Source organism: Indolivaga capnocytophagoides, assembly GCF_036511535.1.
Taxonomy (GTDB): domain Bacteria; phylum Bacteroidota; class Bacteroidia; order Bacteroidales; family Dysgonomonadaceae; genus Dysgonomonas_A; species Dysgonomonas_A capnocytophagoides.
On sequence record NZ_AP028867.1, the window covers coordinates 1,804,318 to 1,817,582 of the forward strand.

Here is a 13,265-nt window from a genome sequence, read left to right on the forward strand (position 1 = left end):
TTAGACAATATTTTTTACATTTTATAAATCTAACAGTTATGAAAATTTTACGATGTGCGCTGATGCTTACAGTTGTAGCTTTGCTCGCCAGTTGCGGTGGACAAAAAAAAGAAACGACTGCACCTATTGATACAGACACTACTGCCGACAGCCTGAAGGTTGCCGCAGGTAGTTACCGTAACGAGACACTCGGATATACAATCACTTATCCGAAAGATTTACTGGCTTTGCAGGAAGGCAGTGAAAATGGTGAAGAACAGATCTTCGCTCCGACAGAAGGTTCTGCCCGTCTACGTATTTTCGCAGATAAACGTATAGATAAGAAATCGGGTAAAGAAGTGTCTTTCAATGAGGCATACGATCAGGATGCAGCCGATGGTAAAAATCGTCAGGTAGTACAACGGTCTTTAAATCCTACAAATTATGTGGTAGCAGGTGTCGAGGGTGACAAGATATTTTATCAGAAGACTTTGATGAAAAACAATTCGCTTGTGACAGCCAAACTGACATACACAAAAGAAGAAAAGAAAACATTTGATGCTATTATCGCTTCGATGTTCGGTTCTTTCAAATAAGAAAAGAACGCACTAAACAAAGAACAGCCGGTTTCGAAATTTATCGAAACCGGCTGTTTTATTTATATAACCATAAAAGGTTGTCTTAGAAATTGAAAGTAATATTACCGATTACTTGTCTCAGCTTCTGAGGCTCTACTGTACTCCATCCTTTCCAGTACTCTTTATTGGCAATGTTATCTACCTTCAATGCAAAACGGAATGCTCCGGTATTGTAAAATGCTGTAGCGTTGAGTATGGTGTATGACGGTATTATAAACTTGCCGGTAGCAGCAGAGTTGGTTATCGCATTTTCGCCGGCATAATTTCCACCAAAACCAAAACCTAGACCTCTGACTGCTCCTGTTTGTATTGTATAGCTCACCCAACCGTTTACAAGATCAGCAGGCCCTGCCCCCACAGGACGACGTCCTATTTCAGAGGTAGTTGTCTTTTCATTTTTACTGTCGTTGTGACTATATCCTGCGATGATAGTAAGTCCGGGCAAAGGATTAGCTGTAATATCCAATTCAACACCTCTACTATACATATCTCCATCCTGAATGGTATATCCTACTTGCTCAGGATCAGGACGTGTCACTTTAGTTACGTATATGTCGTAATAACTGATACTACCGACCAATTTTCCATCAAAAAGAGTTGCCTTCAACCCTCCTTCCATCTGATTGGCTTGTTGAGGTTTAAAGGTGCGTACCGAACCATCTGGTTGTGTAGATGACCCTACATTTTTAAATCCATTCATATAGTTGGCGAATACTGATAATTTATCAGGAAGAATCTGATATACAGCACCAAATTTAGGAGATAAAGCCGTTTGATTGTATTTGCCTGAAGTAGCATTGGTTTTTACATTGAGAGAACCTTTATTGTCGAAATAGTCGAGACGAAGACTTGCCATTACCAACAAACGGTCTGTAACATTCAGTACATCCGAAGCATAGGCACTATACACACCTGCATTAGTTATAGATGTAGATTGAGCAGAACCTGATAATTTTGCTTTAACTGCCGCTTCGGACAGGTTCAGATAATTAGGATCGGCACCTGTGCTGCTCAAACGATCGAACAGGATGTATGTACTGCTACTGTTTTGTTTACTGGTGAAATAATCGATACCTGCGACCAAACGGTTGCGAAGATTACCGATTTTAAAATCGCCAATAAAATTTTGCTGAATATCATAAGTTGTGGTTGTTGCATTTTGGTCTCCAACCCAACGGTTCAATGTATCATCTTTTACTTCGGTTTGGAACATTACATATGAATATAATCCATCTGACTTGCGATTACTATAAGATACGGCAGTCTGCGAAGTCCACTGGTCTGATATTTTATAATCCATTGTTCCGTACAGTTTAACTGTCGGTGTCTGTATAGTTATATCATTAGTAGTGAATGAACGTTTGTAATCCATTCCCAATTCCTTCGGAGTACGCGCCTCCAGTTCTCTTGATCTGTTGAGGAATACCATCAAAGGATTAGTTCCGTCTGATGTATAAAACTCTGTATTGAAGTTAAATGATAGTTTGTCATTTACTATATATGTCAATGAAGGAGCAACGAAAAACGTTTTTTTGAATCCTGCATCCTGAAAACTGTTTTCGTACTGATAAGCGGCATTCGTTCTCAATAATATTTTGTGATCTTTATCCAGCGGAGTATTTACATCAGCCGAAATACGATTCAATCCGTAACTACCTACTGTATATGAAAACTCACCGCCAAAACGTTCGTAAGGCTTCTTGGTAACAACATTAATCAATCCCCCAAAAGAAACGAGGCTGCTTCCAAATAGTGTTCCGGAAGGTCCTTTAAGGATTTCTATACGCTCGATGTTGGCAGGATCGAGCCCTCCGTTTGTTTGCCCACCCAAACCATTTACCATGTTGGGTTGAGTAGCAAATCCACGAAGAGAAAAGTATGCAGCTCCGTCACCGCCACGCCCTGTTGAAGACCAAAGTTTATCCAATCCTGGAGAATTTTTCAGAGCATCATCAAAATTCACAATTACCTGTTCTTTAATAAGGTCTTTACCTATAACAGAATATGCTTGAGGATTTTCGATGAATTTAATAGGCAGACGTGCAATATATTCCGACTCTTTGTTCGAAAATTTAGCAGCACTATTCAGAACTACTACTTCTCTCAACTCATTGTCACTTGTACTAAGAGTTACGTTGAAACTATTTTCTCCTCGTTTCAATGTAACAACCTTCTTATATGGTTTATGCTCTATCGATGATACAACCAAAGTATGCTCTCCTACCGGAGCACTAAAACGGAACTTGCCATCCTTGTCTGTAAGGGCTCCATTTGATGTGCCTTCAATCGCAACAGAGACATTCTCCAATGGCTCTTTATCGGGGGTTACGACTGTTCCTGACACAAAAGAACCTGTATTTTGCGAATATGCAGAAGTACAGGTTATCAAGCTAATCAGGATAAGAAAAAATCGAAAATTTTTCATTTGTTATTATGTAACTTTTAATATTAAAAAAAATAATACAAATTTATACTTACCCTAATCCATCTGCAATCACTATTACTTATTATATATACATAGTATAATACCTACTATTAGGTAACGAAAGTTATTGCAAATATCACAAAAAAGGCTTACAGCCGGAGTTCGGGTGTAAGCCTTAGCTGTTTATCTGGCAATTATTACGCAGGATTCTCTCTAAGTTTTAATATTTCCTGTTTGGCCTCCTCGTTGAGTACTTCTATATGCCAAACCGAACGATTGTCGCTGCTTTCGTCTGCATCTTCACTGACGTTATCCCCTATCCATTTCGATACGATGGACGAATTGAGAATGCCAGTTGCCGCCCCTTCGAATAAATAAGTCCGAATTGTATTTTCGATACGAGCCATAGCCTCCATTACGTCAGTGGAAGCTCCTGTTTTTTTGCGCTCGAAGTAGCGGACACTACATCCGATGTATTCACAAAACCCGTTCAATGTATAAGGTCTTCTGAGCGGAATATCTATTATACGCCCGCATTCTGCTCCCGATTTCACGGCCTCAGGTCTATACAATGGATGCTTGTCACTCCACTCGAAATATTCGCGTGCAGCATTGAGCAGCATGTCCGATGAATTAAACAATCCATCTTTGTCGTATTTACTCTGGACTTTCCACAATTCTTTTTCTTTAGATATGGCCATAATGTGTTTTTTCTGTATAGATAAAAAAAACAGGACTATGCTCCCCGCACAATCCTGTCTTTAAAAAATTGAGTTAAAGTAAAGAAATTTATTCTTTTTTCTTTATAGTTATCAATATTACCCCGTTTTTGCCTTTTTCGCCGTATTTTTCTGTAGCCGATTTGTCTTTCAGCACGTCTATTCTCTCAATATCATTGGGATCTATATCATTCATCTTTTCCATATCTATTTCTTTTCCATCAACAAACACAAGAGGTTTCTCTTTCTGATCTGATTTAGCCCCAAACACATATACATTTGTCTTTACAGAATCAGCTTGTTCTGAATCAGTATTAGTTGACAAGCGAAGTTCCAACGGAGAAGAAGTATTCCCTGATAAGTTGTGTACCGTGACACTATTACTACCTTTGGCTCCGATAATCTTTATATTTATCTTTTTCTCACCTGTTGTATCATTCACGGCAGCCCCATTACTATAGGTTTCGTTAAATACATAGCGGGGTTTTGCCGAAGCCCAGAAAAATACTCCTAATAAAGGCAGTACAGCCAAAACCGCTGCTCTTTTCCATGATTTACTTTTTTCTTTCTTAATCATTTTTAATCGATTTGATTTGTTTAATAAGCTAAATGAATTGGCAAAAGAAAACACCGGGCCCTTGAATCTCTGATTGACCAATACCGCCCTGTATCTGGCAGGAGATACTCCCGCAGCAAGAACAGCATTATCAGCCTGAAATTCGTGATTTTCTTTTATAGAAGACACATACAGCCACACAAAGGGGTTGAACCATTGCAGCGTCAATGCGCATTCGCTGCAAATAAGATCAAGCCAGTGTTTTTGGTCGATGTGGACAATCTCATGTTTTAATATCAATTCTCTTTCTACTTCCGACAATTGATCGGCATTCAAAAAGATGTGCCCGAATAATGTAAAGGGCGAATCTACCGAACTGTTGAGGATGACCTTATAACCTCCGTACATAGACAAATTTCCATTTTTAACCAGCCTGTACATACGGATGTACGATCTCAGATTACGAAATACAAGTAATACTATTCCGGACAGATAAACACAGGCGGCAACAACCCACCCATCGAAAGCGAATGTACTCTCCTGCCGGACAGCGTCCTGCGGAACAGTAGATATGGCCATCGCCGTAGGAATCATCACATCGTAAGTAAATACAAACGAGGGGAGTATAAACGAAAGTACAAGCCCCACGAACAGAAATACTCTGTTGAACAAAAAGAAGGTAGTGCCATTCAGCAAAAAGCGGTAAACTATCCAGAAAATTCCCAGACATATACCTGAGTATAAAATATATTGCAGAAATTCCTTCATAGTTTAATTCTTTTTAGAGTGTAACTGTTCGTCTTCGTCCTGCAATTCCTTGCGGGTTTCTTCCAGTAGCTTATCCATATCTTCGATAGTCAGGTTGGTTTCTTTTGCGAAGAATGATGCCAATGCCGAAAACGAACCGTCAAAGTAATTTTTTATAAATCCGAACAACTGCCCCTTCGAATATTCTTCCTTTGTTACCCTTGGTGAATAAATATTGATACGCCCTTGAGTTTCGTGTTCGGCAAAATCTTTCGACTCCAATATATTGAGCACAGTAGCTACCGTAGTTCGGGCAGGTCTGTTTTCGTCATCAAACTCTTTCAGTATATCTTGTACGGTTGCTTTTTCGAGCGTCCATAATATCTGCATTATCTGTTCTTCGGCTTTGGTCAACTGCATAGTCAGTTATATTTTTAGTTTTTTGATTTTCATATTAAGATCTCAGACCTATTTATTACCCATCTAAGTATAACAGCGATTGCTGGTTAGAGCTTTAAAATGCGGTATTAAATACTTTCTGTTATTTATTACAATGCAAACATATGTCTATTTTTTTAGACAACAAAACATTTCGTCTATTTTTTTAGACAGAAATTCATTTTTTATTTGACACAACTAAAATACCTAGCCCTTTTTTGTTAAAAAATTTAGGATTTAAAAAAAATAAAAGGGTGCATATCCTTTTACAGTAAACGAATAGAGACAACATTTATCCTTTATGCTGAATATTAAAGAGTGCAAACAAATTAAACCTCAGGCAGGCTTCGCAGTCAAAGCATTTGTAAAACTTATAAGTGATATAAAAATTAAAAATGATATATAAACAGGGGGCAACCTCTAAAACATAAATGGCATTATGAAAAAAATATTTATAGCATTGACACTCTTTGCAACTATGTCGTTAGGTACATATGCAATGCCCCGAAAAGGAAATATCGATCCTAAATTTGGACGTATGCCGATGAAAGAATTAAATCTTTCGAGCGAACAACAAAGTAAAGTACAAACTCTCAATAAAGAATTCAGAGCCAAAGCCGAAGCATTACACAATGATACGACTCTTAACCGTGAGGATAAAGCCCGTCAAAGAAAAGAGTTGAGACAATCAAGGCAAGAAGCTTTTCAGGCTGTGCTGACTCCCGAACAACAAACCAAGTGGAAGGAAATGAAAGAGAAAGCACCTCAGCGCAATGATCGGAAATTCAACCGTAAAAGGATGGAATTCAAAGATCGTTCACCGATGGCAAAACTCAACCTGACAGAAGATCAAAAAACTAAAATTCAAGCGATAAATAAAGAATACCGGGATAAACAAAAAGATCTCAATAAGGCGAAAAGAGACGAAATCAGTTCAATTCTGACTCCCGAACAGCAACAAATGATGAAGGACAACAGAAAACATTTCGCAGGAAAAGACAAACCCGGTAAAAGGCATCAACGCCCCAATCGGACGGACAAAGACATACAGTGAGGTTTTGTACGTGATAATCAAGAAGTTTTCATAATAGTACGCTCGCTTTGGTCGTTATGTATGCCAAAGCCGGCAAAGATTAATTCTTATAGTAAAGATTGCATCCGATGTTAGGTTTTAGTGATTAGTGAATAAAGTTTGTGATGCAATTTATGACGAAAGCACTTTGAAGTGATTCAAGGTGCTTTCGTTTTTTTATATAAAAGATGAAAAATTTCAATTTACCTTAGTCCGATCCATCTGCTCCTGTATCAGTATTGTGTTGGTATCATCCAATACCTTGCTTTTCTCAAGATCAGCAAGAGCTTTTTCTTCTTCACCATTAGCCAGGTAAGCCTGCCCTCTGCCATAATAATAAAGCGGTGATTCGGGCTGATTATCAATAGCTGTTGAGTAAGCATCTATTGCCTTATCGGTATGCTTCATCTCAAACAAAGCATTCCCCTTCAGAAAATGATAACGTGCTTCTTCGGGGTTTATCTCCAAAGCTTCTTCGCAATCTTCGAGTGCTTTATCAAACTCCTTCCGGTAAATATAGATCGTAGCACGCCCGTAAAACAATTCCGAGTCGAATGGTTCGAGATCAATAGCCGCATCATAGTCCGCCAGAGCCTCATCCCATTTATTGGTCTGAAGATAAGCCAATGCGCGTCCCGCTAGATTTACAGAACTATACGGATTTATATCTATTGCTTTACTGTAACAATCTATCGCCTCGTTATAAATACCCATTTGCAGATAAGCGGCGCCCATCTGACAAAAGAAATCGGCATTTTCAGGTTCTATGGCAATAGCCCGTTTATAATCCATTATGGCTTTCTGATATTCACCGTTATCTCTCCAAACATTACCACGTCCGAAGTATGAATAGGAATCATCTGCATTGGCAGCTACTGCACAGTCATAGTAAGCTATAGCTTTATCATACTGACCGAGAATACCTAAAACAAAACCACCGTTCTTATAAAACTTCAGCGCATCTTCGGCTGGGATATCCGCTTCGTGCGGCTCTGCTGCGAAAAACTCATCCGCCAATACCCGCAAGGCATCCTGCTGCTCTTCGGCAGTAGGCATCCACATAGCCTCCTGTACACGCATATCATATACCGAACTTTTTCTCTCAACGGGCTGCTCAGCAGGAATTGTATCATCTGTTTTCTTTGAAAAAAATGAAAAAAATTTGCCCAATCCCTCTTTATTATTGCTATTCATATCTTATTCTCTAAAATACTAGTTGCTCATTATCCATGTTTAACAAGCATAAACACTATATCAAAACAAAAATAAGTAAAACAGTTGATAATTTATCTATCTTTGACAATACTTTAAGGTCACAGACCTATTTATAACTTTGACAGGCATAACAATATTAGCTTGTTATAACTTAAAAATACTTCATTAAATCCTTTCATCAACATTTACTCAATGTAGCCGAATATGCAAAAAATTATTTCCCTTCTGATCTTTGGTTGTTTTTCGTGCCTCGTGCAGGCTCAGGATATTGAATTACAAGATCCTGTTAGTATCGAATTCCGTCAGGATACAATGATGATAGAACAGCAGGTTGCAAATATGCTGGATAAAGATTATTCTACTGCGGGAATGTTAAAAGCGGTAAGTTCTCTCGAACAAGGATACGACAAACTACTCAACAAATACTACCAGATGCTTTTAAACAGGCTAAAAGAAGAAGACCGTAACTCATTGATAGAAGCTCAGCGCAACTGGATAAAATTCAGAGACAGCGAAAAAACTCTTATCCGTACCATATCTGCCGAAGGCTACACAGGCGGAGGTACCATGTGGGGACCTGTGGCTGCAAGTGCTGCCGCTGACCTGACCAAAGACCGCCTGATTGATATTTATCACTACCTCACATTCAGTATTGTGGAATAAGGTCTCAGATCTTTTCATTTTTGAGTGAACGAGTAGATAAGGCTATAAATGCACACCAACTTGTTTTCTATCATATATCATTAAATAAAAAAGGCTGCCCCATTTTTTATAAGGGAACAGCCTATCTGCTCGTTTTCTGATTCACGAAAAACATCAAGGTCTCAGACCTTTTTATTTACTATGTAAGCATAACAGCAACAGTCTATTACAGCTAATAAAAGCACATCATTAAATACTTGCTGTTACTTAGTAACTGCTTTTTTCGATCTTCTTTTCTTTTCACTAACAGGCTGAACAGTTTCTGCACTCTGCTCATCGAGCCATACACGCAAACTTTTCACTTTACGAATCAGACAGCTTGCACACGATTGAGGAGCTTCCGATTTATCGAATACCTCATTATATAAACCATAAATACGGCTCATACTATACCGATGGGTTTTATCGACATCGGCAATTAATGTTTTTACTTTTTCTTTTAATTCCATTTTTTATAATTTTAAGGTTTCAGACCTATTTATCGCTTTAGCAAGTGTAATAGTCTGAGTTTGTTATCACTTGAAAATACATCATTAATATTTTCATTCTCTTACTGATAATAAAAGGTGTGAGGTTTCAATCTTCTATTTTTGATTTTCCTTCAAAATACAATCCCAGAAAGACTACAAAAGAAAGAATCAATCCCATCAATCCGAATTGCAAGGATTTCAGCATAAAAGCAACTACCATATACATTATCCAAAGAAGATGAAATGTAAGACACGGACGACAATTGAATGGCTTACGCCCGAACCCCGACCAAATGCGGGTCAAAGCCCAACGGCTGTTTTCGGTAAATAGCCATCCAAAAAAGATTCCGATTACATTAATACATAAGACATAAAATAATGAATGTTCCATAAGTCGATTTTATTGTATAGATAAAAAAGTATGAGCAATACCCTACTTATCTATTGCTTATTCCGGCTTAAATACGTTATATTTACAGTCAATTAAGCTCTCAGACCTGTTTATTGATACAAATTGTCAGAAAAGAAGTTACAGAGACACACATCAAACATATTTAAATAAAACAATATCAAACACTTACCACAATACAACCATTTAACATTTTATTCATATTGATAACTTAAACACCTAAAGAAGCATAAACTGACGGCAAAGGTCTCAGACCTATTTATTACTTTGGTAAGTAAAACAGCCAAAGTCTGTTATAAACTAGAAGTATATCATTAATACTTGCTGTTACTTAATTGAATGCCGATTAAACCTTTTATATGCTTTCATGTTCTAATTAAGTATAAATTTAACAATGCACTAAAACATAACACATATGAAAAAGTTATTATTAATAATCGCCATAATAGCACTGCTAACATCTTGTGGCACATACTCATCTGTAGATAGTATGTCGCAGCTCAGATCGGGCATGAACAAAATGGAAGTAGAATATTACCTCGGACGTCCGATAGATGTACTGACAGTCAATTATACACAAAACGGAATACAGGAAGTACTTGCTTATCGTAACAATTATGATGAGGTATATGCTGTCGAATTCTGGGATAATTATCTTACCGGATACGAATATCTGTATGATGACCGCCCTTATATCGCACCCTCTCCGCCTATGATATTACCTCCGGCAGGACGCCCTATCATTGTTGCACCGGGACACGATCGGCCATCACGTCCAAGCAGACCCTCGAGACCCAGCCGTCCAAGTAGACCAACCAGACCGAGTGAACCCAGCAGACCCAGCCGTCCGAGTCGCCCCGATAACGACAATAACGGCAGACCCGGCAACAATAACAGGCCTAGTACCAGACCAAACAATGATAAGGATAATACAACTAACGGACGGACATCAGGCGGCAGGTACGGAAATCAGAATTCGACAAGGGATAAGTCGTCTGATGCATCGACCGATACCTCAAAAGACAGAGACAATAGCAACGGAAGACCATCTTCTAACCAAAACAGCAACAGCAGGCCTGCTACTAATAATAGCACCAGCAAGCCCAATAACAATAAAGATAATGCAACAAGCGGACGTACATCGGGTGGCAGATACGGAAATCAGAATTCAACAACGAATAGGACAACAACTACTACCACCAATACATCGAGTGATAATAGCAGCAGATCATCGAGCCGCAGCTCATCCGATTCTAATACTACATCTTCGAGCAGAAGTTCTTCGGATCAATCAGGCAGCAGACGTTCGAACTGATAAGTCCTCTTGTCTTTCATAGACTTCGATATACGAAAATAGCCGTTCTGAATTATCAGAACGGCTATTTTCTTTACAGTCAATAATTGTTTGTTTTTCTTAACTCGTCTTCTGCCTGAACTTTGTCGAGCCTGTAGAGAAGAAATCCGAAAATCTCGACAACTGTTTTTTTAAGAATCTCATCAAAAAGTAGTATTTTATCCTCTGCCAGATCGGCAATAACTTTGTACCATCCCCATTTCCGGCAAAATCCCGTATAAGACGGAGGCATCGGCTTTGCTGTAGACCGACCTCTGAATAAAGGTTCGAAACGGTCTGAAATTGCTTTCTTTTCTGCAAAAAAAAAGCAAGCAAAGGCATAGCTTTATCCATTGCCAGATTTTTGAATATCTCTTTTCGGGTATCGCAGACCTTTGTGTCATAAACCTCTCCCAATGGGCGGCACAGAATAGATAACACATCGGACAAGCGTGATGGAGAATCCGAATCAAATACATTTTCGATATCCACCCATTCGGCGAGTGTAAGATCTTCCGTTCCCGAAATAACATAAATCTGCCCATCGCATTCCAGAGTATGTGACGGTAGACACTCGTAATTGTCAAATACAAAACGGACAATATCATACACTGTATCGAAAAATTGTGTCGGATTATCTAACAATATTTCGGAATCTACTCCGCAGATATCAGCCACAAGCTGCACTTGCTCAATGCGGTTACGAGGTTCGGCTGAGAACCATTTTTCATAATCTCTCAGTTTGATGTCTCCCCAAGATTGCGGAACCGAAATGTGCTGTTCATCAAAAGCTAATGTTACCATAACTAATAATTGATTATTGATTTAATACTTATTTTATATGGTATAGATAAAATTTCGGGAAGATGATTTTTTTTATCCTGATCCGGTATTTATCTTTTGATTTAGGTCTCAGACCTATTTATTAACTTTGCTAGTACAGCAGATTATCACTTTTAAAAACCTTATTTATACGAATCAGCAGTTGAAAAAACGTTCTTTTTTAGTTTCTGAATTAAGACAAATTACAGACTAAAAAGTGTATTTTCACGTTTTAGATAAAGAAGTAAGGTTTTATACCTATTTACTATCCATTCAAGGATAACAGCAATAGACAGTTATTACTCTAAAATACAACATTAAATACTTACTGCTACTAGAAACTCCTATATATGCAAAGCATTCGATTATACATATTCTTATTGATACCCTTTCTTTTAGGGGCGTGTGGAAACACCAATGATCACGAAGATACTCGGGGAGAAAATATTGTGGCCGGCACATGGATAAGTTATTTCGAAAATACCGACAGTATGGTCATAGCCAGAGTATTTACCGACGATTATTACTCATACTTTACATATGCAGAAGGTAAAGCTCAGAACGAATTGAATAAAAGCCGCTACTATCTCGATGACCAACATATCTTCTTATCGAGTTATACTCAAACTTATAAATTAGAGGCAGATACACTTTGGATCACCAATAGCAAAGGCGACCAGACAACCAAATATATACGGGCAAGATTTATAGATGCTGAATAGGCGTCAGAAAGTAATCATCTGCACCAGCTTGTTTCGCTGTAAGATAGTGATGTGTTTGCGGTTAATTTCAATAAGACCTTCATCCTGCATATTAGACAATTCGCGAGCCAATGACGGACGGGATACTCCGAAGTATTCGGCTAAAGCGATCTGAGTACGATCGAGTTCCACAACCTTTTTATCGGGTTTTGAGAGGTCAAGCAGATACATCGACAACTTTTGACGTATCGTACGGAATGACATCAGATGCAGCTTTTTAGACAACATAGAGGCATATACCGCTGATATATTGAGGAAATTGAGCAAAAGACGTTCATTCATCTGAAGCATTTTCAGCACCGATTTCTGAGGGATCACAAGAGCCTCCACCTCTTCCCGGGCAGTCACTTCCACGGGAAAACGGTTGTTCGGGCCAAATAAAAACAGTATCGCCAATGGATTCGGAGCATATATATCTTCAACCTTTACAACCTTACCTGAAGCATCGGACATCTCGGCTTTGACAAAACCTTTGGTCAATATGATGAGCCTGTTGCAAGGTTCGTCCTGCATAGCTAAAATGTCGCCTTTCGCAAATTTCTGTTCGTGATAAGGTATGGCATCGAGCATCAGCCTTATTTCCTGAGATTCTATGCCGGCAAATACAGGGCTGTTCTTTAATATATCCGGATTTATATTCATGATAGGCTATCTGGTTAAGGTCACAGACCTATTTATTTGTTTGGTAAATATAATAAGCTAAGCGTGTTATAGCTTAAAAATGTACCATTCAATACTTTCATTTACTTATTACAAATATAGCAAATGTTCTGTAATTGAGTCATAGAATAGCTTGGGTTCCCATAGGGGGGTATTTTTCTTTTTGAAAAATATATTCTATTTTCGCCAAACAAAATAACGGTACAGTACGTTATATGAGCCTGTTGGAAACCCTTTATTATTAAGGAATCAACACCGCCAGATATATAGAAAGAATTTAATGATATACCTTTGGTTTATAATTTGACAGCCAAACGGG

14 protein-coding genes are annotated in these 13,265 nt (G+C 38.4%); 5 read left to right on the forward strand and 9 right to left on the reverse strand.

All coding sequences use genetic code 11. From position 1 onward, the window contains the following. The first annotated feature begins 38 nt into the window (after nucleotides 1-38). Entirely contained in the window at nucleotides 39-575 is a 537-nt protein-coding gene (locus AABJ51_RS07410; protein ID WP_134436446.1) for a hypothetical protein, read from the forward strand. Between the two features lie 85 nt (nucleotides 576-660). Here AABJ51_RS07410 and AABJ51_RS07415 read toward each other — a convergent pair whose 3' ends face one another. The 4 genes from AABJ51_RS07415 to AABJ51_RS07430 form a co-directional block, all read right to left on the reverse strand. Beyond that, on the reverse strand, nucleotides 661-3,042 hold the full coding sequence (locus AABJ51_RS07415) for a TonB-dependent siderophore receptor (RefSeq protein ID WP_338375152.1): 2,382 nt from the start codon (nucleotides 3,040-3,042) through the stop codon (nucleotides 661-663). A 197-nt stretch (nucleotides 3,043-3,239) separates the two neighbouring features. Beyond that, nucleotides 3,240-3,743 carry a terminase small subunit gene (locus AABJ51_RS07420; RefSeq protein ID WP_338375155.1) on the reverse strand — a complete coding sequence of 168 codons (504 nt, stop codon included), beginning with the start codon at nucleotides 3,741-3,743 and terminating at the stop codon, nucleotides 3,240-3,242. An 88-nt stretch (nucleotides 3,744-3,831) separates the two neighbouring features. Further along, complete coding sequence (locus AABJ51_RS07425; protein ID WP_338375157.1) at nucleotides 3,832-5,085, reverse strand: M56 family metallopeptidase; 1,254 nt, start codon at nucleotides 5,083-5,085, stop codon at nucleotides 3,832-3,834. A gap of 3 nt (nucleotides 5,086-5,088) precedes the next feature. Beyond that, nucleotides 5,089-5,484: a BlaI/MecI/CopY family transcriptional regulator gene (locus AABJ51_RS07430; RefSeq protein ID WP_026627766.1), complete on the reverse strand. Its 396-nt coding sequence runs from the start codon at nucleotides 5,482-5,484 to the stop codon at nucleotides 5,089-5,091. A gap of 457 nt (nucleotides 5,485-5,941) precedes the next feature. Between AABJ51_RS07430 and AABJ51_RS07435 the strand changes: the two genes are divergently transcribed. Further along, on the forward strand, nucleotides 5,942-6,556 hold the full coding sequence (locus AABJ51_RS07435) for a hypothetical protein (protein WP_338375161.1): 615 nt from the start codon (nucleotides 5,942-5,944) through the stop codon (nucleotides 6,554-6,556). A gap of 216 nt (nucleotides 6,557-6,772) precedes the next feature. Here the strand turns inward: AABJ51_RS07435 and AABJ51_RS07440 are convergent, their stop codons facing one another. Next, nucleotides 6,773-7,768 (reverse strand): tetratricopeptide repeat protein, encoded by a 996-nt coding sequence (locus AABJ51_RS07440; RefSeq protein ID WP_338375164.1) that lies wholly within the window; start codon nucleotides 7,766-7,768, stop codon nucleotides 6,773-6,775. A gap of 225 nt (nucleotides 7,769-7,993) precedes the next feature. Here AABJ51_RS07440 and AABJ51_RS07445 point away from each other — a divergent pair, with 225 nt between their 5' ends. After that, nucleotides 7,994-8,452, forward strand: coding sequence for a lysozyme inhibitor LprI family protein (locus AABJ51_RS07445; RefSeq protein WP_338375167.1), 459 nt, complete (start codon nucleotides 7,994-7,996; stop codon nucleotides 8,450-8,452). A 242-nt stretch (nucleotides 8,453-8,694) separates the two neighbouring features. On the opposite strand, the gene AABJ51_RS07450 is transcribed toward AABJ51_RS07445, so the two are convergent. Further along, complete coding sequence (locus AABJ51_RS07450; RefSeq protein ID WP_338375170.1) at nucleotides 8,695-8,940, reverse strand: hypothetical protein; 246 nt, start codon at nucleotides 8,938-8,940, stop codon at nucleotides 8,695-8,697. Nucleotides 8,941-9,067: 127 nt separating this feature from the next. Continuing rightward, nucleotides 9,068-9,352 carry a hypothetical protein gene (locus AABJ51_RS07455; RefSeq protein WP_134436454.1) on the reverse strand — a complete coding sequence of 95 codons (285 nt, stop codon included), beginning with the start codon at nucleotides 9,350-9,352 and terminating at the stop codon, nucleotides 9,068-9,070. A 433-nt stretch (nucleotides 9,353-9,785) separates the two neighbouring features. Between AABJ51_RS07455 and AABJ51_RS07460 the strand changes: the two genes are divergently transcribed. Further along, entirely contained in the window at nucleotides 9,786-10,685 is a 900-nt protein-coding gene (locus tag AABJ51_RS07460; RefSeq protein WP_338375173.1) for a hypothetical protein, read from the forward strand. Nucleotides 10,686-10,784: 99 nt separating this feature from the next. Here the strand turns inward: AABJ51_RS07460 and AABJ51_RS07465 are convergent, their stop codons facing one another. Beyond that, complete coding sequence (locus AABJ51_RS07465) at nucleotides 10,785-11,507, reverse strand: hypothetical protein (RefSeq protein ID WP_338375175.1); 723 nt, start codon at nucleotides 11,505-11,507, stop codon at nucleotides 10,785-10,787. A 368-nt stretch (nucleotides 11,508-11,875) separates the two neighbouring features. Between AABJ51_RS07465 and AABJ51_RS07470 the strand changes: the two genes are divergently transcribed. Further along, nucleotides 11,876-12,247: a hypothetical protein gene (locus tag AABJ51_RS07470; RefSeq protein WP_338375177.1), complete on the forward strand. Its 372-nt coding sequence runs from the start codon at nucleotides 11,876-11,878 to the stop codon at nucleotides 12,245-12,247. Nucleotides 12,248-12,250: 3 nt separating this feature from the next. Here AABJ51_RS07470 and AABJ51_RS07475 read toward each other — a convergent pair whose 3' ends face one another. Then, entirely contained in the window at nucleotides 12,251-12,928 is a 678-nt protein-coding gene (locus AABJ51_RS07475; protein ID WP_035332276.1) for a Crp/Fnr family transcriptional regulator, read from the reverse strand. Nucleotides 12,929-13,265 lie beyond the last annotated feature (337 nt).